Source organism: Cupriavidus lacunae, assembly GCF_003353055.1.
GTDB classification, from domain to species: Bacteria; Pseudomonadota; Gammaproteobacteria; order Burkholderiales; family Burkholderiaceae; genus Cupriavidus; species Cupriavidus lacunae.
On record NZ_QKWJ01000003.1, the window covers coordinates 14491 to 40454 of the forward strand.

Consider the following 25964-nt stretch of genomic DNA (forward strand, 5'->3'; position numbering starts at 1 on the left):
TCAAGCGGTGTGCAGGACGTAATCCACCAGCATCTCGCGCACTTTTGTTTTCAACATTTTTCCAGTAGCACCCAGCGGAATCGCGTCGACAAACACCACATCGTCGGGCACTTGCCACTTTGCCGCTTTCGAGACATAGAACCGAAGCAACTCTTCGCGCGACACGTCATGGCCCGCGCGTTTCATCACGACAAGGATCGGGCGCTCGTTCCACTTGGGATGGGGTACGCCGATACAGGCGGCCATCTGTACCGCAGGGTGCGCCATCGCGATATTCTCGATTTCTATGGAGCTGATCCATTCCCCGCCAGATTTGATAACGTCCTTGCTTCGGTCCGTGATCTGCATGTAGCCATCTGGATCGATTGTTGCGATGTCCCCGGTACGGAACCAGCCGTCGTGGAGCAGTGGGCCGGCTTCCGCCTTGAAATATTCCCTGACTACCCAGTGCCCCCTGACCTCCAGTTCGCCCTGGGTTTCGCCGTCCCAGGGCGCCTCGTTGCCGTCGCCGCCGATCGTGCGCATGTCGAATCCAAATGCGACCCGCCCCTGCTTGAGCCGTTGCGCCTCCCGTGCGTCGGCAGGCAATCGTGCGTGGGTGTGTTTGGGCGAACTGGCCGTGCCGGTCGGACTGGTTTCGGTCATGCCCCATGCGTGGCGTGCCTCTACGCCTTTCTCATGAAAGGCCCGAACCATGCTGGAGCTTGCCGCCGCACCGCCGATTACCGCCATCTTGAGCGTTGAAAAATTCAGCCGGTTGGCTTGTACATGGTCCAGCAGCATTTGCCATACTGTCGGAACCCCGGCGGTGCGCGTGACGCCTTCCTTTTCGATCAGTTCGTAGATGGATTTTCCATCCATCGCCGGGCCAGGCAGAACCAGCTTGCAGCCAGTCAGCATCGCCACGTACGGAATGCCCCAGGCATTCACGTGAAACATGGGGACGACAGGGAGAACGACATCGAGCGCCGATATTCCGAGCGCGTCCGGGAGCGGCATGGCATACGTGTGAAGCATGGTCGATCGATGGCTATACAGGATGCCCTTCGGGTTTCCTGTCGTGCCACTTGTGTAACACATGCTCGATGCGGTGCTTTCGTCGAACACCGGCCACTCGTATTGCTCGGCGTGACCGCCAATCCAGGCTTCGTAGCTCTCGAGGTTGGGAATACCACTATCCACCGGAAGTTGCTCCGGCTCGCACAGCATCACGTACTTACGGATAGTGGTGCAGCTTGAATGAATCGCCTTGACCAGAGGCAGGAAGGAAGCCTCGAAGCAGAGAATCCTGTCTTCCGCATGATTTGCAATCCAGGCGATCTGGTCAGGCGGAAGGCGCGGGTTGATGGTGTGGAGCACGCGTCCCGAGCTGGACACAGCGGCGTACAACTCCAGATGCCGGTACCCGTTCCACGCCAATGTGGCTACCCGATCCGAGAAGGAGAGCCCTTCCGCATCGATGGCATGCGCGAGTTGATGCGAGCGTCTGGCAACGTCTCGCCATGTGTAGCTGTGCAGCGTCCCATCGGAACGCCTGGTCACGATCTCTCCCTCGGCATGGTGTCGCTTCGCATGATCAATCAGCGAAGAAATCAGCAGAGGATAGTTCTGCATCAGTCCAAGCATGCTGTCTCCTTGAATATGTTCTTCTTGGTGTCGCCTGGCTTCTGGCGTCAGACCATGAGCGCTTCCTTCACGAAATCGAGCTTGTCCTGCCCGAAGAACATCTCACCATTGACGAATGTGGTCGGGGCACCGAAGACGCCCCGCGTCACTGCTTCCTCGGTGGCCGCCTTCAAGGCCTCCTTGATCTGGGGGTCATTGACGAGTCCATCGACCTGCTCGGGTGACAGTCCTGCCTCCGACAACGTGCGGCTTGCGAGTACCGGGTCGTTAAGGTCAAGATCGTCGACCCACATGGCCTTGAAGAGCACCGCGAGCAATGCATGGAAGCGTTCGGGGTGCCGTATCTGCATTCCCGTGACGACACGCATGAGATGAAGCGTGATGATGGGAAAGTGAGAGTTGGTCTTGAAAGGCACGCCATACCTGCGTGCGTAGCGGCCATACTCCAGTTCCACGTAGCGCCCCTTTGCCGGAACCGAAACGGGAGACGCGTTCCCGGTCGCGCGAAAAACACCGCCCAGCAGCATCGGCCTGAAGACCAGCGTGCCCCCTCCTTCATCGCAGATCTTTGGTAGCTGCGTCCAGGCCAGGTACGCAGCAGGACTACCCACGTCGAAAAAGAACTCAACGATCTTGCCCATCCAGACTCCTCCCATTGCCATACTGTCGTTTGGTAAACGGAGACTATGCTATGAAGTATGGTGTGTCAATCGTGATGGGCTAGGAGAAATACCTACGCGAGATTGCGCTTCGAGCCTATGACGCTGGTCGCTTGCCGTGCAGGGTTACCAAACGACCGTCATGCTAAGATCCTTGTATCTACCTACAGCCATATGAGGAAACCCGAGATGCGCTACTCAAGCACCCACAAACAGGAAACACGAAAGAAGCTTCTGGACAGTAGCCGGGCGATCGCAAAGCGGGGCGGCTTCGGCTCCACCGGGATCGATGCGCTGATGGCAGCCATTGGACTGACCGGGGGCACCTTCTATAGCCACTTTGGCTCCAAGGCCGAGTTGTTCGCCGAGATCCTCGAACTCGAACTGGCGAACAGCAGCAGGATGCTGGCCGGAACAGACGACGAAGACTTCGACAGGTGCATCCGGAATTATCTGAGTAGCTGGCACGCGCAACATCCTGAATCGGGCTGTGTGTTGCCCGCCTTGGGGGCTGAGATTGCCAGATCCAGTCCGGAGGTCCGCGGCATTGTCGAGCGGAGCGCAAAGGGGCTTCACAGCGAATGGCAGAAACGGCTGGGGGATTCCGAAACAGCCTGGGCCTTACTTGCCCAGTGTGTGGGAGCCATCCTGCTGTCTCGCGTGATGGAAAACGAAAAGACACGGCAACAAGTTCTCGCATCCAGTCGCCATTTCCTCGGAGAGGCAATCGAGCAACTGGAGGCGCTCCGAAAAAGCTGACCGTTCGCTTGACGCCGAAGCCCCCGATGAAGTAACGTCCGTTTACCTAACGATCGTTTAGTTAAACAGGAGACTGGGATGACGGCAAAGGAACGGAAGGTTGCGCTTGTAGTAGGAGCCGGCGACTCGACTGGTGGAGCAATTGCCAAGCGATTTGCTGCGGAGGGCATGATTGCCTGCGTGACACGCCGGTCGGCGGACAAGCTTGAGCCACTGTTGGAGGCTATCCGGGAAGCGGGCGGTACTGCCTATGCATTCGGCACCGATGCGCGCAAGGAGGAGGAGGTAGCCGCGCTCATTGAAAAGATCGAGGCCGAAATTGGGCCCATTGAGGTACTGGTTTTCAATATTGGAGCCAATGTTCCCTCCCCTATCCTGGAGGAGACCGCGCGAAAGTACTTCAAGATCTGGGAGATGGCATGTTTTTCTGGCTTCCTGAACGCCAGGGAGGTCGCCAGACGCATGGTCCAGCGCGAACGCGGGACCATCATATTTACCGGAGCCACCGCAGGGCTCCGCGGCAAGGCAAATTATGCGGCGTTCTCAGGCGCCAAGCACGCTTTGCGTGCGCTTGCACAGAGCATGGCTCGGGAACTCGGTCCGAAGAACATCCATGTGGCGCACGTTGTGGTGGATGGAGCCATTGATACGGAGTTTATCCGCACGAACTTCCCGGACCGCTACGCGTTGAAGGATCAGGACGGAATTTTGAATCCCGAACATATTGCCAACAACTATTGGTACCTTCACACACAGCCACGGGACGCATGGACTTTCGAGCTTGACCTGCGGCCCTGGATGGAAAACTGGTGATTGCTTCACCATCCTGGTGCTGAAGATCGCCATCGTTGCGAGCCGTGCTCATCGTTCCTGTGAGCGCGGCCTTTCGGCAAGACACACACAACTGTCTTGTGAATGCGATGGCATAGCCACAACATTGGCCATAGCGCACCGCATCATCTTCGCACTAGATGTATCTCCCTGAAGGCGAAGCCTCTTGGGTTGCCGTAGACCGCATTAATTCGTAGACGCTAAGCACCGGGATTTCCGATCGCGGTCCATGAAAGGCGGCCCTGGCCGCAGGGATACCCCGGCCGCGGCAGGCGGGGCGTCGTGCGGGTCACCGCCCTGTCGGCGGCGAGGCCACCTTGCCGACGAAGGCGCGTACCGCCTCGAAATGGTCCTCGCTCATCGCCGATTCCACCAGCCGGACCGCCTCGCGATCCAGCGCCTCCTCGAACCCGAGCGCCAACGCGTCGTCCAGGTTGTCCTTCATATGGCCAAAGACGGTGCCCGGGCCGTTGGCGAGGCCGCGTGCCATGGCAAAGGACGCCTCAGGTAGCTGATCATCGGGCACCACCCGGTTGAACAGCCCGAGCGACTCGCAGCGCCCCGCGTCGACCCGTTCAGACAGGAACATCAGCTCCCGGGCGCGGCTGGTCCCCACCAGGCGCGTCAGCAGCCAGGCGATGCCGTAGTCGCCACTGAGCGCGATTCTGGCGTAACCCGTGCTGATGAACGCGGACGCCGCGCCAATGCGAAGATCGCAGGCCAGCGCGATCGACAAGCCGGCGCCGGCCGCCGGGCCGGGCAGCGCCGCGATCGTTGGCTTGCGCAGCGCCACGATCGCGCCGGTCAGGCGGCGCTGCTTGTCCTGCAGGTCCAGGATCCGCTCTTCCGGCGTGCGTTCGCGCCGGGTATCGGCGTCGCCCATTCCCTTGACGTCGCCACCGGCGCAGAACGCCTTTCCGGCACCGGTGATCAGCATCGCGCCAACCTCGGGATCGTCCCCGCAGACGCGAATCATGGTCCGCAGCGCGGGCGTCAACCGGTCGGACAGCGCATTACGCGCCTGCGGCCGGTTAAGCGTGATCACGGCGACGCGCTCGCGGACTTCGCATTGCAACTCTTCTGTGCCGGTGTCCACCGGGCGTGGTGATGCAGTGTGCATGGCTAGGTTTCAGTCAGGTTGGGTGGTCAGCTTGGAGTGAGGCAATGCTGCGGAGGCGGCGTGTGGGAGATGGACAGGGCTGCCGAGCCTGCCTGCCCGTGCCACTATCGAGTAGCTGCGTGCAGTCACGTCGTCGGTCTACCGTTAGTCACCCGCATGCTTGAAATACACCGAGGTTGCCGTAGCCACAACCTCCCGTTCGACCTGGACTTCTACCTCCACTGTGGTAAAAATCCCCCTTTCGACTGTCTTCACGACACGATTCAGCGAGGTGAAATCTGTTACGGCAGTCGCCCGAGCGTGATAGCGAATGAACAACCAGGTGGGTAAGTCTCCGGCGATGCGCAGTAGATCGTCTTGGAGGACCTCGCAGGCCCTCGTCACTTGGAGAACCGATTTACTCTCGGTTACACCCGTGGCCCTGTTCGGGACCGGACACCCTTTCCCCCACGGCACGTAGGAAATTGAAGGGTCCAGGCACTCCAATACAACCGAGGCGAAGCCCACCGGATCGCCCTCTTGAATAAGTTCCAGTTTCCAGAACTGCAATCCCGCATTGCCGCGAGTCAACTCGGGGACGACCTCCACAGGCACGCCCGGCAGGAGCGGCGATGCAAGCTGAAGAGAGACCGACACTGGAACTGCGCCATGCATGGCAGCGTGCATTGCCGCATTGAGTACGACCGCTCCGATCCCCCTTCCCTCACCGGCTGCGAAGCCGATAGATGCATCAAGGCCAAACCTTGACCCGGTTAGAGTTACCCGAGATTGCTCCATCATGTCGTATCCCCTTTCATGCAAAACCAAAGTCATAAAATCTCCTCGGTCTGCCGCATCTATTCGCGTTCAAGTTTGATATCGCTTGCCAGACGTGCGAAACGGCTGGATTCCTGGCGGTAGTAGGCAGAGGCCTGTTCCAGGCTCATAGGCGTCCCTGCCGAATTACCTTGCTCGGTTATCCAGTCTCGATAGCTTGGTTGGCTAACGATGCGGTTGACAGCCTTGCCAATTTCCTCAGCCGTCGCCTCCGGAACCTTTGGCGACACGAATAGACCGTTCCACAATGCGTGGTGGAAGCCGCGCAACGCCGGGATGTCATCCACCGTTGGGACATTCGGCATGCCTGCGTGTCGCTCCGCCGAAAGCACGCCCAGTACCTTGATCTTCCCGGCCTTTGCCGACTCGATGGAGTTCGGGATTAGCGGCAGGAAGGTGACATCTATCTGGCTACTCATCACATCCTGTAGTGCGGGTGCGCCCCCCTTGTAGGGCACGTGGGTCATAGGGATGTTCAGACGTCGACCAAAATCGACACCAACCAGATGGAAGATGGAGCCTACGCCCGTGCTGGCAAATGACAAAGGCCGCGCGCCGGGTTGCTTCGCCTTCTCGATGAACTCCTTTAGATTATTGGCTGGATAGTCAGGTCTTGCGATGATGGCCAGCACGCCGCTGCTGAGCAGTGCCACCATGCGAAAATCCTCGGGCTTGTAGCGCACGCTCTTCATCGCGAGCGTAGGCAGCGTCAGTTCGTTAGGCGATGCCAACAGCATCGTCAGCGTTTTGCCGTCGGAGTTGAGCAGTCGCTGTGCACCAAGAGAACCGGAAGCGCCACCGTTGTTCTCCACGATGACCGTCTTGCCCAGGCTCGTGCCCAGGTCGGTCTGAATGCGGCGCGCCACCATGTCGAACGCACTTCCCGCAGGATAGGGAACAATCAGCGATGCCGCGGCACGCGTCAGCGCTTGAGCCATCACGCCAGTACCCATGCTCATAGCGGCAACCAGTAGAGACGCAGTAGCTACACCGCGTCCGAGTCTCTGCAGAAGAAAAGCCATTGTGTTGTCTCCAATCTCTGAAGAACTATGCCCGCGACATACCAAGCAAGCGAGCCTCGATGATTTCCTCAGCTTCTCGGATGATTCTGTCGATCAGATCTTTGACCGACGGTACGTCGTCGATCAGACCGGCGACCATGCCGCACGACCAGGCGCCTGCGTCCATTTCTCCTCCTTTCATGACCCGGGGATAGACGCCACCGACTTCTTCCACGATGTCCTCGAACGTGATGTCCGAACCCAGTCGTTGCTCCTTCTCGAGCAACCGTTCTACGCCGACGTTGGTCAACACCCGCTCGGTGTTTCGGAGGGGGCGCATCACCAGGCGAGTGTCCAGTTCCGTTGCAGCAACGATTGCGTCCTTGACGTTCTGGTGAACCGGCGCGTCTTTCGTCGCCACGAATCGTGTTCCCATGTTGATTCCCGCGGCTCCCAATGCCAGTGCCGCCACTAACGAGCGACCGTCAGCCATCCCGCCGGAGGCTACGAATGGCACCTTGAGTTCGTCCGCCGCACGGGGAAGAAGGATGAAGTTCGGAACATCGTCCTCACCTGGGTGCCCGCCACACTCGAAGCCATCTACACTGACGGCATCGCATCCGATACTTTCGGCCTTAAGCGCATGACGTACCGAGGTACATTTGTGGATGACTTTGATGCCAGCCTCGTGGAGCGTGGGCAGCCATTTCTGGGGGTTGTTGCCGGCAGTTTCGACGATTTTGATGCCGCCATCGATGATTGCGCGGATGTACCCCGGGTAATCGGGTGGATTGCGCGCGGGAAGGAACGTCAGATTGACACCAATAGGCTTGTCTGTCCGTTCACGTGCTTTTCGAATCTCGTTCGCAAGCGCCTCCGGCGTAGGCTGGGTCAAAGCCGTGATGATTCCAAGCCCACCAGCGTTCGAGACCGCAGCCGCGAGTTCGGCGAAACCGACGTAGTGCATCCCGCCCTGGATAATTGGGTGCTCAATTCCAAAGAGTTCGGTGATCTGTGTTTTCATGATGTTCTCTTTGTTGAAATACTCAGAAGAGCTCGGCGGGCAGGTCCATCAGGCATGCCGCGCCAGTCTTCACCCGGTTGCTCAGTGCGAATACCAGCGGCACTTCGCGTTCAAACCAGTACCGACACAACGCCATCTTGCGCTCCAGGAACGTTGCGTCTCCCGCCTGTTCCAATTTGGATACCGCGGCAATACCCATTCGCGCCCACATCCACCCACAGGCGACGATCCCGACCATCGTGAGAAAGTCGTGGGACGAGCCGCCGGCGTCGTACGCGTCCCTGGACGGATCGGCAAACCAGCCCACACAGCTTCTGATGGCATCGGTTGATCGCCTGAGGGTCTCCCCATGCACGCGCATGTCCTTGTAGGCCAGCGCCTCTTCGGCTGTCTGTTCGACGAGCTCGAGAAAGTCTCTAATCGCCTGGCCGCCTCCTGCCGGCAGCTTGCGTAGAACGAGATCGAGCCCCTGGACGCCATTTGCGCCCTCATAGAGCTGGAAGATGCGAGAGTCGCGCACAAGCTGCTCGACGCCGTTGTCGCGGATATAGCCGTGCCCGCCCATCAATTGCATGGCGTCGTTGGCCGATTCGAAGGAGCGATCACTGAAGAATGCCTTGACGACCGGCGTCAGCAGGCTGCCGATCGCGCTCCGTTTGGCGCGCAGCGCCTCGTCGGGTTCGCCGAGCAGCGCCGTCACGTGAAGCGCGAGGGCACGGGCGGCTTCGATGAAGGACACCTGCTTCAGCAGCAGCCGGCGCACGTCAGGGTGAACGACGATCGGGTCCGCCGCGCCGCCCGTGCGATCCTCCACCTTGGCGGCCCGGCCGGCCAGCCGCTCGCGGGCGTAGTTGACCGCATGACCGTAGGCGCGGCTTGCCGACGACAGTGCCTGCATCCCGGTGCCGAGGCGCGCCGAATTCATCATGTCGAACATGCCGCTCATGCCAGCCGACGACTTGCGATTCGCGCCGCCCGGCTGGCTCGATTCCCGCAGTGGATACGCCAGCGCATCCTCGAATGACAACGTGCAGGTCGCGCTGCCTTTCAGGCCCATCTTGTGCTCGATCCCGGCCACGACGACGCCGTTCGATCCGCCCAGCATGCCGCTATCGGGGTCCACCACACGCTTGGGCACCAGGAAAAGCCGGATCGTTGACAGGTCGTCGCTGATACGTCCATCCTCGCCCGGGACCTTCGCCAGCACGAGGTGGATGACATTCTCGGTCAGATCCTGGTCGCCGCCGGAAATGAAGATCTTGGTGCCGCTGAGGCGCCAGCTACCATCAGGCTGCGACACCGCACGCGTCTTCATCAGCCGCAGGTCGGTCCCGCAATGCGGTTCGGTCAGGCACATCGTGCCGGCCCAGCGGCCCGCCACCATCGCTGGGACGATGTGCTCCAGCATCCACGGTTCGCCGGTGCGGCGGAGCGTCGCATTCGCTTCGGCGGTCAGCGCCGCATAGAGGCCGAGTGCATTGCAGGCCGAGGTGGAGAACTCACCCACGGCCCGACCGATCACCTCCGGCAGGCCCGCTCCACCAGATTCCTCCGGGGCCGAAACTCGGTTCCAGCCTGCCTCGCACAGCGCGGCGTATCCGGCCCGGTAGCCGGACGGCGTTCTGACCGCGCCATTGTCGAAGTGGCAGCCTTCTTCGTCCCCGGGACCGTCCAGAGGTGCCCAGACTTTCTCGAAGAAATGCGCGGCCTGTTCGAGTACCTGCCGCGTGTCGTCCCGCGCCATACCTTCCAGCGCATGTGGGGCGGTGTGCGCGAGCACGTCGTGCAACAGAAACACGTAGTCGTCGACGGGCGCCTTGTAGTTTGTAGACACGGTAGTTCCTTTTTGATAAATGCAATCGATGGTCGGACGTTGGCCGGTCAGGCGTCGCTGCGGCGATGGCCGATGTCGGGGGCGAACTTTGCCAAGGCGGCGCTGGCGAACAGCCGCTTGCGGGCTGTTCTACGGTCGATGCGTCGGCTCATGTGTCAGGCCCCTTCGACAAGTCGAACCGCATAGGGAATGGTGAAGGCGCGCAACGCGCCATCCAGGGCCGCATCGTCGGCGTCAAGCGTCGGCACACGGATCTCCACGAAGAAGCCGCTGCTGCCCCGGTCGGTGACGTGCACCTCCGCGCTTCGGCCAATGTCGTCGAGTGCCGCGCGGAACATCCGCTCAATGGCGTCGACGCGCAGCAGGTTCTTCTGGATCTTGCCGACCGACGTCTTCGGCATTTCTGGCAGCACGAAGCAGTGTTTTGGAATTGCCGCGCGTTCTAACGTGTGTTCGGCGGCGTACCGTAGAACGCTGTCCGCCGAGGCGCTCGCTCCCGGCTTCAGCACCACATAGGCGACCGGCATCTCGCCGGCGTGCGCATCGGGCGCACCGACCACGGCGGCATCCTGGATCGCCGGGTGGCCGAACAGCACTTCCTCCACCATCTTCGGATCGATGTTGTGTCCGCCCCGTATGATCAGGTCCTTGGAGCGGCCAGTGATCCACAGCCAGCCGTCGGCGTCGAAGTAACCGAGGTCGCCGGTATCCAGCCAGTCGCCATCGAGCCAGTTGGCAGCCTGCTCCTGCCCCAGGTAGCCGGGGAAGACCGAAGGCCCGCGCACCACAACCAAACCTGGCTCGCCGCGCGCGCAGTCCCGCGCCACGTTCCCGGTGCCGTCCGGCACCACTACGCGGACCTGCTGGTACGGCAGCCGTATGCCAGAGCTGCCAACCTTTACCTGCCCGACACGTGGCGTGATGCAGGTGACCGCCGTGGTTTCGGTCATGCCCCAGCTTTCACGAATGCGGTGACCGGTCATGCGATGAAAGGCGTCGGCGACGGTGATCGACAGAGGCGCGGTCGACGAAGCGACGTAGGCCAGCGTCGAGATGTCCGCGTCATCCAGCGGAATCGACAGCACCTGGTTCACCAACGTCGGCACGAGGGTCAGCATGTTGGCCCGATACGCGTCGACAATCCGCCAGAGGTTCGGCAGCACGGACGGATGGCGGAATCCGGCAGACGTCATCAACACGACTGTCGCCCCCCTCACCAACGGGCTGAAACAGGCGGTCACCGCGCCGGCGACGTGGAAAACCGGGACACCGACCACCTGCACCTCGGTCAAGTCGAATCCCAGCATGCACTTTGCCGCCCACACCCAAAACACCTGGTTTCGGTGCAGGTTGCGTGCCAGTTTCGGCGCACCGGTCGTGCCGCCGGTATGGAAGAGCGAGGCGGTGTCGTCAGGCGAGAAGATCCGCTCGGAGACAAGGCGGTCGGAGGGATACCGTTCGATGGCTTCGGCGAAATCCATAACGCGCACGCCGGCGACCTTCGCCGGACCCGCTCCGCCGACGCGAACCACCGCCGCCAGCGACGGGAGTTCTCGCGCTACGGCCTCCGCCTTGGCCCAGATCTCGGCGTGCTCGTCGCCACCAAACGCGACCAGTACCCTAGTCCCGGCCGAGCGGAACATCTGGACGAGGATGTCCGACTCCAGCATCCAATTGACCGGATTCACGATCCCGGCCGCCTGAGCACCCCACAGGACGAACTGCGATTCAGGAGTCGCTGGCATCAGCATCGAGACGACATCGTCCTTGCCGACGCCAAGGTCGTTCAGCAGATTTGCCGTCTGGTTGACCTTGGCGCGCAACTCGGCATAGGTCACCTGTCGTTCAGTCTCGAGGGGATGAGCGCCGTCGGTGAAGAAGCGGATGGCAATCTTCGACGGGTCGATGGCGCAGCCATCCATCAGCATTTCGTAGGTAGAGGCCGGCAGATTGCGATCCGCAAGCGGAACGCGTTCGAAGCGGGCTACGTCGTCTTCGTTCAACAGGAGGTCGGGGGTCCAGTAGGCTGGCATTGGTGCAGTCACGGATAACTCCTTTGTGTCGCTGATTCTCGTTCGAGGTTAATGTCGCGTGCCAGACGCAAGAAGCGCCTGGAGGCCCGGCGGTAATACGAGTCGGTCTGGTCATGATCCATGACGGCTCCTGCCGAATTGGCGTTTGTCGTTGAGGTGAAAGCCGGTGGATGGATCAATCTTTCGATGCGGCTAGACTAAATCGTCTAGACTGATTGGTCAACGTCTCGTGAGAGGGGAAAAACCCGTAGCCGGACGCATGAATGCACCCTGCGATGAAGGTGATAAAATCTGGACGAAACGGTCCAACAAGGGATATTGGCCATCTCGATGCGACCTTGGAGAACGCAATGAACGCTACAGTCAAGTCACCCGCGCCTTCGCATCGGGAGCGGCTGCTGAAGGAAGGTTTGCGCAGCTTCTACGCGACGGGATTTCACGGCACGAGCGTTGACGAACTGCTGGCAGCCGCCGAGGCACCGAAGGGCTCGTTCTATCACCACTTCGGCTCGAAAGACGAGTTCGCCAAGGCGGTGATCGCCGAGTATTCGGCGGCGCAGATGGCGTTGCTGGACAAGTTCGCTTCGAGAGAAGACCTGACTGCCTATCAGAAGATCATTGCTTACTTCGAAACGTTGCTGGGGCGCTTCGAGCGCTCCCAGCACAAAGTCGGTTGCCTGGTTGGAAAATTTTCGACCGAACTGGCCCCGAGTTCCGATGCGTTCAGTGCCATCCTCGCCGAATCGATGAAGGATTGGCGCGCGGGTCTCGCGAAGATCACGCAGGAAGGCCATCGGGACGGCTCCATTCGCACCGACATGCCGGCAGGGCAGCAGGCGGTTCTCCTGCTCTCGCTGATTCAGGGTAGCCTCGTGGTTGCCCTGGCCGAACGCAACCATGACAGCCTAACGGCGGTGCGCGCCAGCCTGCCCAAACTGCTGAGCGCCAGGTACGGCACTCCGTCTCGCGCCACCGCGGGCAAGTGAGTGCGGCCCTGGCGCCGCCCGGGCACTTCGTGCCGGTTTGGTTTCCCATCACCTTTGTGAAGTTCCGCGGGCAGTGCTTCTCAGGTACTGGGATGGATCCGGAACAGCACCTTCCCGCCCTGCTGAGCGCGCGTGAACGCGAGCCTGGCCTCATCGAGGCTGAACTCGCCGACGACAGGCGTGTGCAGCTTGCCTTCGGCGACAAGGCGCGTGGCCTGCGCGACAGCCTGGGCGATCAGCGCATGGCCGTGCCATCTCGGATGCTCCAGCCAGAATCCACGCAGGCTCACGTCCCGGAAGATCACGTGCAGCGCACTGATCTGCGCCAGCTTTCCGCTGATGCCCGAATACGCGACCACCGTGCCCTCCGGCGCCAGGCACGACGCAATCGAAGCCGTTGATTCGCCGCCCACGCCATCAAGAGCGAGCCGAATCTTCGCGCCACCAGTTGCTTCTGCCACTGCCTTGCTCAACTTGGGCTGATCGACCAGCACGGCATCCGCGCCTGCCGCCATCAGTTCGGCCACAAGCTCGGGACGCCGGACCACGCTCACCACCTTCAGTCCGCGCTCCCTCGCGAAGGCAATCACGCAGCGGCCCACGCCCGAGTTCCCCGCATTCTGGATCACCCACTCGCCTGGCTGCAGGTCGACGTACTGGCTCAGCAAGAGAGCCGCCGTCGGCGGATTCGAGCGCAGCATGGAGAGCTGCCGCGGATCGGCATCGATGGGAACAGCGATCAGTTCCCCGGCGGGCAGCACCACCCGCTCCCGCCACGTTGCGCCGTCCAGGGGCATGGACACGCGGTCGCCGATCGCAATATTGCGCACGCCGCGGCCGACCGCGAGAACGATGCCGACGCCTTCTTGGCCCATCCCGAACGGCAGTGCCGGACGTACGCCATACATGCCGCGAACCATCAGCAGCTCTGAGGGGTGAACCGGCGCGTACTCCAATTGGACCAGCGCTTCACCTTCACCCGGCCCGTCCGGCTCCGGAAGCTCGACCAGGCCAATCGACTCCACCGGATCGCCGAACACATTCAACTGCAGTGCTTTCATGTGAACTCCTTCATGCGTCCTGCATGCGAACTGTCATCAGCGCCCCTGGAACTTCGCGGCACGGCGCTCGACGAACGACTGGATGCCTTCCTTGAAGTCTTCCGTAGCAAAGACCGTCTCCTTGATCTCGGGGATGCAATCGATGGCCGCCTTCTCCGCGGCCTCGATGTATTTCATCGCCGCCTTCTTGGTGGCGCGCAAGCCAATGGGCGCGCATTCGCAGATAACAGCCGCAATCTCCCTGGCGCGCTCCAGGTGACGGCCAGCCGGATGCACTTCCTGCACGAAGCCCAGTTCCAGCGCGCGAGCGGCATCGAATTCGTCGCACATGAACAGGTGATACATCGCATTGCCCCAGCCGGTACGCGTCAGGTAGCGGAAATGCGCGCCGCCCAGCGGCGCAATGCCGCGACGCGACTCGAGCTGCTGGAAGCGTGCGTTGTCGGCGGCAATCACGATGTCGGCTGCCAGCATCATCTCGATGCCGATGGTGAAGGTCATTCCCTGAACGACCGCGATCACCGGCTTTGTGCAGCGGCGCTCGAGGGAAAACGGATCCACGAGGCCCGGCCTGCGCTTGTTCGGCTCGGCCGTCGGGCCGAAGAAGCGCGGCATGTCGAGGCCGGCGGTGGTGTGATCACCGGCCGCGCAGAGGATCGCAACCCAGAGTTCGTCGCTCTCTTCATAGGTCGTCAGATGTTCGGCCAACTGGTCCATCATGGCCGGCGTAAAGGCGTTCTTCTTCGCCTGGTTGTCTACGGTGATGGTGCATACGTGGCCGTCGATCTGGATCGACACCTTTCCGGCGTCGTTGTTGGTGCTGGAGTTGCTCATGATGTGTTCCTTGCGTCTGTGGAGGATGGAGTGCGATCGGCTCGGGCCTACATGGCCATCAGGCCGCCATCGATTGCCAGGATCTGGCCGGTGATGTGCTTGCCGGCCGCGCTGCAGAACAGCAGCGCCGCGCCTTTGAGGTCATCCTCATCGCCGATGCGGCTCAGCGGGACGTCTGCGGTCATCTTCTCGAGGCCCACGCTCTCGATGACGCCTTTGGTCATCTTCGACAGAAAATAGCCCGGTGCCAGCGCGTTGACGTTGATGCCGTACTTGCCCCATTCGCTGGCCAGAGCCCGCGTCATGTTGACCACTGCGGCCTTGCTGGTGTTGTAGGCGAGTGTGGGGATCGAATGGGGATGGTTGCCGCGCAGACCGGCAATCGACGCGATGTTGAGAATCTTGCCGCCACCATTCGGAATCATCGAAATCTTGCCGATCTGCTGGGTCAGATAGAAGATCGAACGCACGTTCAGGTTCATCAGCTTGTCCCAGGCGTCGAGCGAATGGTCTTCGGTCTTCGCGCCCCAGGTCGCTCCTGCGTTGTTGACTAGGATGTCGATGCGACTGCTCCTGGAAAGCGCCTGCTCCACCAGCCGGTCGATCTCCTCGATCTTCTGGCTGTCGGCGGCGAACCAATCGGCCTTGATGCCCATTCCACTCAAGTGCTTCTGTGCATGCTCCAATTCCTCCGCCTTGCGCGCGCTCAGGATCACGTGCGCGCCCTGCTCGCCGAGCACCTCCGCGATCTGCAGTCCGAGGCCGCGCGAGCCTCCAGTGATCAGTGCTGTCTTGCCACTCAGGTCGAGCGCTTGCTTGATGCTTGCCATCTTTGGGTCCTTTGGGATGTGTTGATTCGCGGCCTTAGGCTGCGATGTGGGTGTGGGTGTACAGACGGGAGACGGACTCGGCCACGCAAACGGGTTTTGCAGCGCCCTCCATCTCGACGACGACGTCGACCAGCACTTGGGCTCCGCCCGGGATTGGCTCGAGGCCGGTCAGCTTCAATTGGCCCCGAACCCGCGAACCTGCGGGAACCGGAGAAGGGAACCGGACCTTGTTGAGCCCGTAGTTCATCATCGTGGTCACGTCGGCCACTTCAAAGGCCGAATAGATCATTGCGGGAAGCAGCGAAAGCGTCAGGAAACCGTGTGCGATGGTGGTCCTGAAGGGCCCCGTCTTCGCGCGCTCGACGTCGAGATGGATCCACTGGTGATCGTCGGTGGCATCGGCAAACTGTTGTATCCGGGCCTGGCTGATGGAGAACCAGTCGCTGGTGCCGATCGTCTGCCCGAGCATTGATTCGAGTTCGGTGAGGCGTTGGTAGGTCTTCATGCCCCGGCTTCCGCGCGCTCGTCGATGCCGCTGAGCTGGATGACTTGCAGCGGGCCGTCGATGAATGGCCCCATTGCGCGGCCGAGGGTTCGGAAGTGGTCAGTCTTGCGGTGCGCCTGTGCGGCCTCCGGGTCTCGGTAGCGCTCGAGGAACGCGTAGCGACCTTCACCCTCCGAGAGTAGCTCATAACCGAGGCAGCCCGGCTCCTGGCGGGATGCCAGAACCAGTTGCCCGGCGGTATCGAGAAACTGCTGTGTCAAGGTCGGGTGAATGGCCAATCTGGCCAGGACGACGATCATATGAACTCCAGTGGTTGTGTCATTGTCGGAACGCCGTTCACGGCACCTCGAAGACTCACGCGGTGCCCAGGCCGCCTCCGGCGAACATCTTCACGGCGACCCGCTTGGCGCCGCGCCGCTTGCCTTCGATCAGTGGGCAGGCCTGTCGGGCGCTGCCCGCATCACGCCGTGCGGATGCACACCGCGACGGCGCCCCCGCTCACATTGAGGCCGTCCGCGGGAAATGCGCCACTCGCGTACAAATAGACTATATAGTCTAGACTAACTGGTCAACACCACACGCACTGATGAAAACCCTTACTGGAGACCGAGCCAACACGGTGGAAACGATGCGTGCAGTCGCGAGCATGAAGGCAGCGGCACGCTAAAATTGCAAAATTCCTACAAGTGCACTGCTGCTCTACAGCATCACGCTCGGTACGAAAGCTCGGCGGCCGGCGAGTTGGGGAAACAGTTCTGGAGCGAAACTTGAAGCGTACGGCGATGGAGACAACGAGACGACATGAGCCTGACATTGACATCGAGGCTGTTCGACTCCTGGTCAGCATCAGTGAGCTGCGGTCCTTCAAAAGTGCCGCTGAACGTCACCGAATGACGGTGTCCAATGTCAGCAATCGAATACGAAAGCTGGAGAGCGATTTCGGCGCGCAGGTTCTGAGAAGGACGACAAGAACGCTTGAGCTCACGCCGCTAGGGCATCGGCTGGTCGGGCTGGGTGAAAGCATTGCCCATGAACTTGCGGTGGCTGAAGGCGAGCTCGCAAGGATTGGTAGCCAGTTCGGAGGGACTCTGACCGTAAGCGTTACCGACGAACTCATGACCTGGCTCGCACCTCTCATCCTTCAAGTTGCTCAGGACAATCCGCGTCTTCGTGTGAGCCTGATTTCGGACAGTCAAGCGGGAACGCAGACGGACATACGGGTGAAGCGAGTGAGCAAGTCGTCGACGAGGGGTACCCCAATATCGATGGTCATTTGTCAGTCGATGGGGGCTGCTATAGCACCGGGCACGTATTCCGCCGCAGATTTATTGGCCCTGCCCATATGCGCGCTGGGACATACGACAGCCGCGCTGGCAATTGACCTCAACACGGCTCGATCAAGGGTTCAAGTCGAAGTGACGCCATGCTTTATGACAACCGATATCGAGGTGCTGCTGCAGGCGGTGGAACATGGCGTCGGTCTGGGCTTGATTCCCGAGTTGGTGTTTAGGTCATCGGCATCCCGGTCGCGATTCAGACTGTTGCTGACAGACCATCGCATGGAGCTGTCGACAGACGCCTATGACGTCGTGGTCTCCGACCGTGAGCATAGCAAGGCTGTCGTACGCCATGTGTCCAGCATGCTTGAACAGCAGTTGAAAGCCACGCGGCCGGCATAGCCAACTCCGCGTTAACTTCTGTAAAAGAATCCATTGAATCGTTGACGATTGGCGTGAAGATGACCTGAGCCGAGAATCTGGATACCAAAACGACATTGGAGACGGTAATGCCTTTCTACAACATCATTTGCCCCCCGGGTAAGCCCAACGCGGAGGAGATGCGCGCAATTGCCGCTGACATCACCGAAGCGCATTGTTCGCTTACGGGCGCTCCAAAGCAGTTCGTACATGTAATCTTCTCGTCATACGACCCGCGGGCGGCGTTCTCGGGAGGAAAGCCCTCAAACGCGATTCTGGTGCGCGCAAACGTGCGCGCTGGCAGGACTCAGGAAGTAAAGGAGCAACTGCTGAATCGCCTGACCGACATCATCAAAGGGAACGTCAGCATCGACCCTAAGGATGTGTTGGTGACATTGATGGAGACTCCGGGAACAAATGTCATGGAAGGCGGTGTCTTGCTCTCCCACCCGGACTATGACGCGCAGTGGTTCGCACTTCACGGTCGCCAGGAGGGGTAAATGAGGCCACACCTTTCCTTCCTTCGTCTAGTGCTCGCAGCTTTGATAGTGTCCGCCACCTCGAGCACGATGGCCGCATACCCCGATAAGCCCATCCGACTGGTCGTGCCCTATGCCGCTGGCGGGTCAAGCGACTACATGGCGCGGATGGCTGCGCCTCTTATCTCGGAACGGCTTGGCGTGCCCGTTGTGGTGGACAACAAGCCGGGAGGAAACTCCATCATCGCAACACAGATCGTGGCTAAAGCAGCTCCGGACGGTTACACGTTGCTGGTGTTTGGTTCAGCGCTCGCGGTCCTCAATCCTTTGGTCTACCGGAAGCTTCCAGTAGACGTCTGGACAAAGCTGACTCCGGTAGCGCTGATGGTCAATTCACCGGTGGCGCTGGTCGTCAATGCGAATTCCCCCCTGTCCGACTACGCCAAACTCAAACAGAAGGCCAGCACAGACGACGGAATAACCTATTCGATGTCCGGGACAGGAAACCCTATGCACCTCATTGGCGAGATGCTGGCCAAGAAGAGTGGTATGCGCTTGCGACCGGTACCGTATAGTGGTGGTGCGCCCGCTGTATCTGCAATTGTGGCCGGTCAGGTCGATGCGAACATTGAAGCGATCAGCACGACTCTTCCTTTCATCAACAGTGGGCGTTTGCGACCAATTGCCGTAACAGGTGCGAAGCGCAATTCATTGCTGCCCGCTGTCCCGACGTTGCAGGAACTTGGGCTCAAAGGATTTGATGCCTCCACCTGGTTTGGAATCATGGCTCCCGCAGCGACGCCAAAACCCGTCCTCGACCAGTTGAACAGGACGTTGAACGAACTACTGCAAGATAGTAAGTTCCGCAAGACTATGGCTGGCCAGGCATTGGATACCTATCCTCCGCAGTCGCGCGAAGCGGTGTCTGCGTTCCTAAGGGCCGAGAGCAGCAAGTGGCGTGAGCTCGTCGAGGCCAACAAGATTGTGATTGACTAGATGAAGGCCAAGGACGGCATCTCGGCGGATGCGGCGCTGTTTGTTGGAAGGCTTTTGACCGCGGGCGGCATCTCCAAGCTTGCACGAGAGCTTGGAGTTTCGCCCGCGAGCATCAGCATGAAGCTGTCCAGGCTAGAGCAGCTTCTTGGTGTAGTTTTGGTAAGCCGATCCAGTTCCAGATGGGAACCTACGCCACAAGGCATGGTGATTGGTCGAGCAGGTCTCGCGCTAGAGGCTGAGCTGACTGCGGTTCGGGACTGGTCGTCCGGGGGTGCGCTGGAGCGTGAGTGGGTGCGTGTGTGCGCGCCTACCGGACTTGCCCGGTATGTTATCGGCGATATTCTTGTCGATTTCTCAAGGCAGCATCCCGACGTTGGGTTGTCGGTTCGCTTCGAGAACGCAGTGGATGATTTGATTCAAAAGGAGGTCGATATCTCGTTGCGGGTTGCCGACTCGCCTCCGAAGTCGATGATTGCCCATCGACTTTTTTCAATACCCTATGTTCTATGCGCTGCTCCGGGACTGCTGGTACAGCATCGAGACATTGAGCATCCGCTGCAACTTGAGGAGACTCCTTTCGTCGGTGCGGAATTTGTCGGCAAACACCATAGGGTATCGGGGCAGCACGAGCATTCAAAAGAGTCTGTGGATCTCTACATCACGCCCACATTGCAGGTGTCCGAGTTCAACGTAGTAAAGCAGGCGACCGTCCAGGGAATCGGTTTTGCCTTTTTGCCTGTCTATATGGTGCAAGAGGAGCTCAGAGACGGGAGTCTGCGCGAACTGTTCACTGATTGGCGGTTTCATCCATACGGTGACTCAGTTTTCCTGCTGCGACTTCGGGAGCGCTATGTAGGTCCTGCGGTGATGCAGCTTTCCGCCTTCATCCGTGCCGAGTGTGCCCGGAGAGAAATTCCTGCAACACGATAGGCAACATGAGGCGTTTTCAATCCGCGAAGATGCCGCGCATGCGTCGCGCATCAAGGGCGCGCTGCTGGCATGTCCTCCCGATTTTGAACGCCCCATGCCGGACGGCTACCCGACTGGCCTTGATCCAGTCGAGCGGATGGCTTCCAATGCCGCGCCCTCGGCTTCCGTTCCCGACATTGGTCGCCACAAACCAGAACGATCCTCTGGATGAGCTTTCGAAGGTGCTCGAGCTCGCGCGGGCTTGGGGAAGCGATACGGTCGATCTAGGCCACGTCGGACATCTGAACCCGGCGTCCGGCTATGGCCCCTCGCCGATGCCCGGGCAGTTGATTAGCCGGCTTGATGCGACTTGCTGACCGACTCTGCAAGGAACATCTCGTAAGCCCGCCTGCCGGGCAATCACCGGAGGCGTCTCTCCGTGTAAGCGCCGCCCCGTACAGGAGACTCATATGAAGTTTCACACGGACGGAGGGCATGCTTTACAGCATGCCGCTGACCATGCCGAGGTGCGCAACCACGATAGCGATCATGAAAGTGTCGGCGCCATATGCGAGGAAGGCGGCGGCCGATATGCCGCAGAAGACAGCGAGCAAATAGGCAAGCACTGCGCTCATGGCAGCTTCTCCCAAAATGGAGCGCCAACAGTCAGGAGCTCCGATCGCTGGTCCGGCTCGAAGCGGACCAGCGGTTCTTTCCGATCTGGGCCAGTCAGGCTTTGATGAAAGCCAGGAGGTCCGCGTTGATGACCGCCGCCTGCGTCGTCGGCATGCCGTGCGGGAAGCCCTTATAGGTCTTCAGTGTGCCGTTTTTCAGGAGTTTGGCCGACAGCGGCCCGGAGTCGGCGTAGGGCACGATCTGATCGTCGTCGCCGTGCATTACCAATACAGGCAGGCTGATCTTCTTCAGGTCCTCGGTGAAATCGGTCTGTGAGAACGCGACGATGCCATCGTAGTGCGCCTTTGCGCTACCCATCATGCCTTGCCGCCACCAGTTCTGGATAATGCCTTCCTGGGGTTTCGCGCCTGGCCGGTTAAAGCCGTAGAACGGCCCCGCCGGGAGTTCCCGGAAAAACTGGGCCCGGTTGGTGGCGGTCTGCCGCTGCAGGTCGTCGAACACGGTCTTCGGGAGTCCACCCGGATTAGACGCGGTCTTGACCATGAGCGGCGGTACTGCGGCGATCAGGCAGGCTTTCGAGGCTCGCTTCTCGCCGTGGCGCGACAGGTAGCGTGCCACCTCGCCGCCGCCGGTGGAATGGCCCACGTGGATGGCGCCCGTGAGGTCGAGATGATTTACCACGGTGGCCAAGTCATCAGCGTAATGATCCAGGTCGTGCCCGTCCCAGACCTGCGACGAACGGCCATGACCTCGCCGGTCATGGGCGACGACGCGATAGCCCTTGGAGAGGAAGAACAGCATCTGGGCATCCCAGTCGTCGGAGCTCAACGGCCATCCGTGCGAGAAGACGATGGGCGTTGCGTTGGCGGGACCCCAATCCTTGTAGAAGATCTGGACACCGTCTTTGGTGGTGACGTAGCTCATGGCGAAGTTTCCTTGCGAGGCGCAATTCGGCGTCGTGGAGACGGCGGAAGATGCGGACGGGAGGGCGGCAGTCACCGCTGCGCCCGTGCCAAGAATCAGCAATTGGCGGCGGCTGATTTCCGGTAGGACAGGCTGCGGTAGTGCGGACTCTGGCTTCATGGGATCAATTCCTTTCATGGGTTGGTACAGTGGTAGTCGGCAAGGTCAATGTAGATGCTTGCAATACCGACGCTGCTGACAGCGAGCGCCGCCGCCGCGCCTTCCAATGGCTGTTAGAGGTGCTTCGTGAACCAGTCGACCGCCTCGCGCGACGCGCTTGCCAGCCCCGACAGGTATGGGTCGAAGTGGCCGCCCTTCAGCAAGACCAGCCGCTTGGGTTCCAATGCCTGCTGGTAGGCCTTGAGCGCCAGATCGGTGACAGCGATGTGATCCCGCTCGGCTATCAGCATCAGCAGCGGGGTTGGCGAGACGCGGTCGATGAACTCACCCGGTGAATACATGCGGGCCCAGCGTACCGAACGCAGCGTCAGTGCGTTTTCCCAGATGCCCTCCGGCACCGACTGAAGGTAGAAGCTGACTGCGTCCACGGCCCTGTATGCGGCAGGCCTGGCCGGATCGTGGGTCACGATCGCCTGCGTTGCCGGCGGTTCGCCATTGAGTTGCGCGCGCTCGTCGACTGCGAACCTTGCATCAAGGTCCGCGATGGCCTCGGGCGGAATCCTACGCAGTGCCGTGGCGTAGCCATCGATGGCGGGCACCTGGGCCACGACAGCTTTCAATCGGCGGTCTGTCGCGCCCAGAACCAGGGCGTGGCCACCGGCGTAGCTCGTGCCCCAGATGCCAATGCGGTTCTCGTCCACTTCCGGTCGCGCCTGGATGTACGAGATGGCGCGGCGCCAGTCCGCAATCTGTTGCCAAGGGTTGACGTCTTGCCTGGGCGTGCCGCCACTGTCGCCAAAGTTGCGATGGTCGTGCAGCAACACGGCAAAGCCGGCCTCCGCAAACGCTTCGGCAAACGGCTCGATGCCGTGGTATTTCGTTCCCGCGAAGCCGTGTGCCATCGTGATGGCCGGCAGCGGTCCATTGCCATGCTTCGGCACGAACAGCCATGCCGACAACTCCACGCCACCCTCGGCCGGGAAACGCACTTCCTTTTTCTCGAACATCGGTACACCCTCGCAGTCATGCATCGAGCTGGTCCAGCAAGCGGACAATGTCCAGCTCTGCTCCGCGCGTCTGGAAGCCCCGCGCCATGGCAACGGCCATCCGGCGCTGCACCGGCTCCGAGAGCATGCATTCCAGGAACAGGTCAGAATCCTTGCGGAAATCGTCCGCGCCAGCCAGTGAGATGGCATTGACCCGCTCCTTGACGATAGCCTGCCCTGCCGCCGGGAACCGTGCGATGCGTCGGGCGAGCGATGCAACGAATTCGCCGAGCTGGTCCGCAGGCAATGCCCGGTTGATCCAGCCATAGCGTTCGGCAATGTCCGCGTCGTAGTCCAAGGCGCTGAGCATGACTTCGATCGCCCGGCCACGCCCCATCAGCCGGGTCAGGTATTGAATCGCGCCGGCGCCCGGGATCAAGCCGAATGCGGTTTCCATTTGGCTGAACAACGCGGTTTCCCGCGCTGCGAAGCGCATGTCACATGCCAGCACAAACTCGCTACCGACACCACGCACCCGGCCTTCGATCTGCGCGATAGTGACAAGCCGGCTGGCACTCATGTGGCGAAGCAACATTGCCACGGATCGCTCGCCATTCAGCTTCGCGGCCGCCTCGCGATAAGCCTTCACCTGTGTGACGTCGACATGCGATATGAAATAGTCGGGATCGGCGCTCCTGAACACGAGGATCCTGACGCCTTCGTCAGCTTCGGCGTCCTGAATCAGGCTTACCAGATCGCGCACCACGTCGACGCCGAGCAGGTTCATCGGGGGTGCGGATATCTCCACGAAAAGAACCGCATCGTCGCGGCTCATTTTGAGCGTCTCGAACGTCATAGATGACTCCAATGGGTGGGTTGCCAAACCGAAGCGCGAGGTGAATCGCCGAGCAGCGCTGACCGATGCTCCGGCACGGCCTGGCTGATCGGAAATTTATGCTCCTGCCGATCTGTTGAATAGCTGTAGAATTGAGAACTACCCTCTCATTGGTGGAAGGCCATGGATCGGCTCGAGGCAATGGTGATTCTGCTGGCGGCTACCGATACCGGAAGCCTTTCCGCCGCGAGTCGGAAACTTCGAATCCCTCTGGCCACGGTGAGCCGACGGGTGTCCGAACTGGAGGCGCATTTGAATGTGCGCTTGCTGGTGCGCGGCACGCGGAAGGTGACACTGACGGAAGCCGGGCACGGCTATGTGGCGTCCTGCCGGCGCGTGCTGGAAGACATCTCGGAAATCGAACGCACGGCCGCCGGCGAATATCATGCGGCTCAGGGGGAGTTGGTGATCAGCGTCCCGCCTGTGATGGGACGCATCCACGTGATGCCAGTGGTCACTGAGTTCTTGCGCGCCTTTCCGCAAATCCGCATGCGGGTGCAGATGACGGACCGCCTTGTCAACCTGCTGGAAGAGCGCGTGGATGTGGCGCTGCGTACGGGCACGCCTCCGAGCAGCCGTCTGGTCGGCGTGCCCGTTGGCCTGCTCCGGCAAGTAGTGTGCGCGAGCCCGCATTACATCAAGTTACGCGGCACACCCAGAAAGCCAGAGGATTTGCTGTCGCACGACTGCGTAGCGTATGAAGGATACGCAGTGGGTGGCAACTGGGAATTCCTTTCGAGAGGCCGCACATGCAAGGTCGAGGTACCTTCCCGGCTTGTCGTGGACTCGGTGGAAGCTGCCGTCGTTGCCGCGACCGAAGCAGCCGGCGTGGCACGTGTCACGTCCTATCAGATCGAGGGGCATGTTAAATCGGGCAGCTTGGTAAAGCTGCTGGAGGACTATGAACCGAAGCCAGCACCGATCAATCTGCTGTATCTGGGGCAAGGCCGAATTCCACTGAAACTCCGCGCCTTTCTCGATTACTCGGTGCCGAGATTGCGGCAAAGGCTGGGCTATACAGGCGCATCGGATCTCCGACCTCCGCGGAGAGATCAAAAGCTGCCGGTGCGGTCTTAGGTCATCGCGTCAACATAGGGAAAGGCGCTGGCGGGTCGGTCACTTGATGGCCCCATCGTCAAGAATGCACGACTCCATCGAGCCAAGCCGACAGCGAGTGCGAATCCGTCGCACGCCGGGCGCGGTGCAGGCAAGAAGCGCCCACCACCGGAGACGGATGGCGGGCGTGACAGCAAACGTTGCAGGGTCATTGCACGACGATGCGCGATCCAATCTCAGCGATGGCCATTTGCGTGATGTGGAAGAAGCCGGCCACGTTCACGCCGATCGCGGTCGCATAGTCCTCGGCGGTGTAGCTGGTGAAGGGCTTCGCGATAAAGACGCCGGCGTTGTTGACCAGCGAGTCGATGCGGCCGAATTTCGCCAGCGCTGCGTCGATGACGCGGCGCGCGATGTCGCCGGAGACGGCCGGCACGACCGGGTCTTCCCACGGTTAGATGCTGCGGGCGGTGGGGACGACGACGTAGGCGTGCTCGCGGCACGCCTTGACCAGTTCGGCGCCGATGCCTTGGGACGCGCCGATGATCAGGGCAACTTATGGACAATGTGATGCAGGCGTTCCCAGCCGCCCCGGCACGCATGGAATCTGAGCGAGGACGTTGAGCGCCGCCAGTTCGGCTGCCTGCATGCCTTCTTCGAAGTTCCTTGCTGTCCAGTCCCTGCCAGATCACCTTGCCGCCCGCCTGCGGCAACTGGCCTGAGACAAACAGCCGGTCGCCAGCCTGGCTCACCGCCGATTAGCTGCCGAGAGGTTTGAGCGGTTCATGCAGTGTCAACCAGCCCTGGACCGTTTCTCGTTCTGGCCAGTGTTCAGCACCATCCTTAGTGTTGCTCCATCCGAGTCAAAGTCTGACCCTGGCATCGTAACGCTGCAAAGCGAAACGAGGTGTGGATCGTCTCTTCCGACTCAGTAAGCGGCCATAGAGACTGAGTGTGGTCGAGCGGCCGAGACGGGTCGGTAAGAGCCGACCGGCGAGCCGGGGGGCGGGCGTCACTTCCCGGCCATCTCCTGCCGCTCGCCTTCGCGCTCCAGCAGACATCTCAACGGCTGTTCAGCCACAAATAGCAGACGCGCGTCCGTCGTTCGCATGTGCCTAATACCTGCGCGGCGACATGCTGTGCTGCCGTGTGTTCGCAGCGCCATCGCGCTGCCAGCAACCCAAGACCACTGCGGGGCGACACAGGAAAGTTATCCATTGTGAATGAGCTGGCCAAGGCTGCGACACCGTCCACAGGCATCGGCCTTGCCAGTGCATATCTCTGGCCTGCGTCGGCCCCGAGAATTGC

Annotated in this window: 26 protein-coding genes and 2 pseudogenes; 9 read left to right on the plus strand and 19 right to left on the minus strand. The window is 60.8% G+C overall.

The window, feature by feature from the left end; translation table 11 throughout:
• Together DN412_RS03525 and DN412_RS03530 are read right to left on the minus strand one after the other, a co-directional pair.
• Positions 1-1626 carry a 3-(methylthio)propionyl-CoA ligase gene (locus DN412_RS03525; protein ID WP_115013260.1) on the minus strand — a complete coding sequence of 542 codons (1626 nt, stop codon included), beginning with the start codon at positions 1624-1626 and terminating at the stop codon, positions 1-3.
• A gap of 47 nt (positions 1627-1673) precedes the next feature.
• Positions 1674-2267, minus strand: coding sequence for a 2-hydroxychromene-2-carboxylate isomerase (locus DN412_RS03530; protein ID WP_115013261.1), 594 nt, complete (start codon positions 2265-2267; stop codon positions 1674-1676).
• A gap of 207 nt (positions 2268-2474) precedes the next feature.
• On the opposite strand from DN412_RS03530, the gene DN412_RS03535 reads away from it, so the two are divergent.
• Positions 2475-3044, plus strand: coding sequence for a TetR/AcrR family transcriptional regulator (locus DN412_RS03535; RefSeq protein WP_115013262.1), 570 nt, complete (start codon positions 2475-2477; stop codon positions 3042-3044).
• Positions 3045-3122: 78 nt separating this feature from the next.
• Positions 3123-3857, plus strand: a complete 735-nt coding sequence (locus DN412_RS03540; RefSeq protein ID WP_115013263.1) for an SDR family oxidoreductase — start codon at positions 3123-3125, stop codon at positions 3855-3857.
• 307 nt (positions 3858-4164) lie between these two features.
• Here DN412_RS03540 and DN412_RS03545 read toward each other — a convergent pair whose 3' ends face one another.
• The 6 genes from DN412_RS03545 to DN412_RS03570 form a co-directional block, all read right to left on the minus strand.
• Positions 4165-4971, minus strand: a complete 807-nt coding sequence (locus DN412_RS03545) for an enoyl-CoA hydratase-related protein (protein WP_208647559.1) — start codon at positions 4969-4971, stop codon at positions 4165-4167.
• 168 nt (positions 4972-5139) lie between these two features.
• On the minus strand, positions 5140-5808 hold the full coding sequence (locus DN412_RS03550; protein ID WP_115013265.1) for an acyl-CoA thioesterase domain-containing protein: 669 nt from the start codon (positions 5806-5808) through the stop codon (positions 5140-5142).
• Positions 5809-5831: 23 nt separating this feature from the next.
• Positions 5832-6833, minus strand: coding sequence for a tripartite tricarboxylate transporter substrate binding protein (locus DN412_RS03555; RefSeq protein WP_115013266.1), 1002 nt, complete (start codon positions 6831-6833; stop codon positions 5832-5834).
• Positions 6834-6858: 25 nt separating this feature from the next.
• Positions 6859-7836 (minus strand): NAD(P)H-dependent flavin oxidoreductase, encoded by a 978-nt coding sequence (locus tag DN412_RS03560; protein WP_115013267.1) that lies wholly within the window; start codon positions 7834-7836, stop codon positions 6859-6861.
• 22 nt (positions 7837-7858) lie between these two features.
• Positions 7859-9670 (minus strand): acyl-CoA dehydrogenase C-terminal domain-containing protein, encoded by a 1812-nt coding sequence (locus DN412_RS03565; protein ID WP_208647560.1) that lies wholly within the window; start codon positions 9668-9670, stop codon positions 7859-7861.
• A gap of 155 nt (positions 9671-9825) precedes the next feature.
• A complete protein-coding gene (locus tag DN412_RS03570) occupies positions 9826-11715 on the minus strand; it encodes an acyl-CoA synthetase (RefSeq protein WP_133303023.1) in 1890 nt (629 codons plus the stop codon).
• Between the two features lie 338 nt (positions 11716-12053).
• Here DN412_RS03570 and DN412_RS03575 point away from each other — a divergent pair, with 338 nt between their 5' ends.
• Complete coding sequence (locus tag DN412_RS03575) at positions 12054-12689, plus strand: TetR/AcrR family transcriptional regulator (RefSeq protein WP_161563971.1); 636 nt, start codon at positions 12054-12056, stop codon at positions 12687-12689.
• Positions 12690-12769: 80 nt separating this feature from the next.
• Here the strand turns inward: DN412_RS03575 and DN412_RS03580 are convergent, their stop codons facing one another.
• From DN412_RS03580 to DN412_RS44365, 6 genes and pseudogenes are all read right to left on the minus strand, one after another.
• Positions 12770-13750: a zinc-dependent alcohol dehydrogenase family protein gene (locus tag DN412_RS03580; RefSeq protein ID WP_115013270.1), complete on the minus strand. Its 981-nt coding sequence runs from the start codon at positions 13748-13750 to the stop codon at positions 12770-12772.
• A gap of 36 nt (positions 13751-13786) precedes the next feature.
• Entirely contained in the window at positions 13787-14584 is a 798-nt protein-coding gene (locus DN412_RS03585; RefSeq protein WP_115013271.1) for a crotonase/enoyl-CoA hydratase family protein, read from the minus strand.
• A 47-nt stretch (positions 14585-14631) separates the two neighbouring features.
• Positions 14632-15414 carry an SDR family oxidoreductase gene (locus tag DN412_RS03590; RefSeq protein WP_115013272.1) on the minus strand — a complete coding sequence of 261 codons (783 nt, stop codon included), beginning with the start codon at positions 15412-15414 and terminating at the stop codon, positions 14632-14634.
• Between the two features lie 34 nt (positions 15415-15448).
• Entirely contained in the window at positions 15449-15919 is a 471-nt protein-coding gene (locus DN412_RS03595) for a MaoC family dehydratase (RefSeq protein WP_115013273.1), read from the minus strand.
• The gene (locus DN412_RS03600; protein WP_115013274.1) at positions 15916-16218 is read right to left on the minus strand and encodes a putative quinol monooxygenase; all 303 of its coding nucleotides are present in this window, start codon (positions 16216-16218) and stop codon (positions 15916-15918) included. Before DN412_RS03600 ends, DN412_RS03595 begins: the two co-directional genes overlap by 4 nt.
• 55 nt (positions 16219-16273) lie before the next feature.
• Positions 16274-16442: pseudogene (locus DN412_RS44365) on the minus strand (acetyl-CoA C-acyltransferase); the annotation flags it as partial.
• A 244-nt stretch (positions 16443-16686) separates the two neighbouring features.
• Between DN412_RS44365 and DN412_RS03605 the strand changes: the two are divergent.
• The 5 genes from DN412_RS03605 (at position 16687) to DN412_RS03625 (ending at position 20377) form a co-directional block, all read left to right on the plus strand.
• A complete protein-coding gene (locus DN412_RS03605) occupies positions 16687-17598 on the plus strand; it encodes a LysR family transcriptional regulator (protein WP_133303024.1) in 912 nt (303 codons plus the stop codon).
• A 107-nt stretch (positions 17599-17705) separates the two neighbouring features.
• Positions 17706-18116 carry a tautomerase family protein gene (locus DN412_RS03610; protein ID WP_115013276.1) on the plus strand — a complete coding sequence of 137 codons (411 nt, stop codon included), beginning with the start codon at positions 17706-17708 and terminating at the stop codon, positions 18114-18116.
• Positions 18117-18185: 69 nt separating this feature from the next.
• A complete protein-coding gene (locus DN412_RS03615) occupies positions 18186-19091 on the plus strand; it encodes a Bug family tripartite tricarboxylate transporter substrate binding protein (protein WP_161563972.1) in 906 nt (301 codons plus the stop codon).
• Entirely contained in the window at positions 19092-20021 is a 930-nt protein-coding gene (locus tag DN412_RS03620; protein ID WP_115013278.1) for a LysR family transcriptional regulator, read from the plus strand. It begins immediately after the preceding gene.
• 146 nt (positions 20022-20167) lie between these two features.
• Entirely contained in the window at positions 20168-20377 is a 210-nt protein-coding gene (locus tag DN412_RS03625) for an alpha/beta hydrolase (protein WP_425267395.1), read from the plus strand.
• Positions 20378-20500: 123 nt separating this feature from the next.
• On the opposite strand, the gene DN412_RS45425 is transcribed toward DN412_RS03625, so the two are convergent.
• From DN412_RS45425 to DN412_RS03640, 4 genes are all read right to left on the minus strand, one after another.
• On the minus strand, positions 20501-20635 hold the full coding sequence (locus DN412_RS45425) for a hypothetical protein (RefSeq protein ID WP_279635119.1): 135 nt from the start codon (positions 20633-20635) through the stop codon (positions 20501-20503).
• A gap of 94 nt (positions 20636-20729) precedes the next feature.
• On the minus strand, positions 20730-21560 hold the full coding sequence (locus DN412_RS03630; RefSeq protein ID WP_115013279.1) for an alpha/beta fold hydrolase: 831 nt from the start codon (positions 21558-21560) through the stop codon (positions 20730-20732).
• Positions 21561-21832: 272 nt separating this feature from the next.
• On the minus strand, positions 21833-22726 hold the full coding sequence (locus DN412_RS03635) for an alpha/beta hydrolase (protein ID WP_115013457.1): 894 nt from the start codon (positions 22724-22726) through the stop codon (positions 21833-21835).
• A gap of 16 nt (positions 22727-22742) precedes the next feature.
• Positions 22743-23561: an enoyl-CoA hydratase/isomerase family protein gene (locus tag DN412_RS03640; protein ID WP_115013280.1), complete on the minus strand. Its 819-nt coding sequence runs from the start codon at positions 23559-23561 to the stop codon at positions 22743-22745.
• A gap of 162 nt (positions 23562-23723) precedes the next feature.
• Between DN412_RS03640 and DN412_RS03645 the strand changes: the two genes are divergently transcribed.
• The gene (locus DN412_RS03645; RefSeq protein WP_115013281.1) at positions 23724-24677 is read left to right on the plus strand and encodes a LysR family transcriptional regulator; all 954 of its coding nucleotides are present in this window, start codon (positions 23724-23726) and stop codon (positions 24675-24677) included.
• 211 nt (positions 24678-24888) lie between these two features.
• Here the strand turns inward: DN412_RS03645 and DN412_RS03650 are convergent.
• Positions 24889-25206, minus strand: a pseudogene (locus DN412_RS03650) (SDR family NAD(P)-dependent oxidoreductase); the annotation flags it as partial.
• Between the last annotated feature and the right edge of the window lie 758 nt (positions 25207-25964).

Coding starts and splice junctions, on each gene's coding strand:
- DN412_RS03525 (WP_115013260.1), bottom strand. CDS start 1,626: ATGCTTGGACTGATGCAGAACTATCCTCTGCTGATTTCTTCGCTGATT.
- DN412_RS03585 (WP_115013271.1), bottom strand. CDS start 14,584: ATGAGCAACTCCAGCACCAACAACGACGCCGGAAAGGTGTCGATCCAG.
- DN412_RS03620 (WP_115013278.1), top strand. CDS start 19,092: ATGAAGGCCAAGGACGGCATCTCGGCGGATGCGGCGCTGTTTGTTGGA.
- DN412_RS03635 (WP_115013457.1), bottom strand. CDS start 22,726: ATGTTCGAGAAAAAGGAAGTGCGTTTCCCGGCCGAGGGTGGCGTGGAG.
- DN412_RS45425 (WP_279635119.1), bottom strand. CDS start 20,635: ATGAGCGCAGTGCTTGCCTATTTGCTCGCTGTCTTCTGCGGCATATCG.
- DN412_RS03550 (WP_115013265.1), bottom strand. CDS start 5,808: ATGACTTTGGTTTTGCATGAAAGGGGATACGACATGATGGAGCAATCT.
- DN412_RS03615 (WP_161563972.1), top strand. CDS start 18,186: ATGGCCGCATACCCCGATAAGCCCATCCGACTGGTCGTGCCCTATGCC.
- DN412_RS03575 (WP_161563971.1), top strand. CDS start 12,054: ATGAACGCTACAGTCAAGTCACCCGCGCCTTCGCATCGGGAGCGGCTG.
- DN412_RS03540 (WP_115013263.1), top strand. CDS start 3,123: ATGACGGCAAAGGAACGGAAGGTTGCGCTTGTAGTAGGAGCCGGCGAC.
- DN412_RS03610 (WP_115013276.1), top strand. CDS start 17,706: ATGCCTTTCTACAACATCATTTGCCCCCCGGGTAAGCCCAACGCGGAG.
- DN412_RS03535 (WP_115013262.1), top strand. CDS start 2,475: ATGCGCTACTCAAGCACCCACAAACAGGAAACACGAAAGAAGCTTCTG.
- DN412_RS03580 (WP_115013270.1), bottom strand. CDS start 13,750: ATGAAAGCACTGCAGTTGAATGTGTTCGGCGATCCGGTGGAGTCGATT.
- DN412_RS03640 (WP_115013280.1), bottom strand. CDS start 23,561: ATGACGTTCGAGACGCTCAAAATGAGCCGCGACGATGCGGTTCTTTTC.
- DN412_RS03560 (WP_115013267.1), bottom strand. CDS start 7,836: ATGAAAACACAGATCACCGAACTCTTTGGAATTGAGCACCCAATTATC.
- DN412_RS03630 (WP_115013279.1), bottom strand. CDS start 21,560: ATGAGCTACGTCACCACCAAAGACGGTGTCCAGATCTTCTACAAGGAT.
- DN412_RS03645 (WP_115013281.1), top strand. CDS start 23,724: ATGGATCGGCTCGAGGCAATGGTGATTCTGCTGGCGGCTACCGATACC.
- DN412_RS03530 (WP_115013261.1), bottom strand. CDS start 2,267: ATGGGCAAGATCGTTGAGTTCTTTTTCGACGTGGGTAGTCCTGCTGCG.
- DN412_RS03595 (WP_115013273.1), bottom strand. CDS start 15,919: ATGAAGACCTACCAACGCCTCACCGAACTCGAATCAATGCTCGGGCAG.
- DN412_RS03600 (WP_115013274.1), bottom strand. CDS start 16,218: ATGATCGTCGTCCTGGCCAGATTGGCCATTCACCCGACCTTGACACAG.
- DN412_RS03590 (WP_115013272.1), bottom strand. CDS start 15,414: ATGGCAAGCATCAAGCAAGCGCTCGACCTGAGTGGCAAGACAGCACTG.
- DN412_RS03625 (WP_425267395.1), top strand. CDS start 20,168: ATGCCGCGCCCTCGGCTTCCGTTCCCGACATTGGTCGCCACAAACCAG.
- DN412_RS03555 (WP_115013266.1), bottom strand. CDS start 6,833: ATGGCTTTTCTTCTGCAGAGACTCGGACGCGGTGTAGCTACTGCGTCT.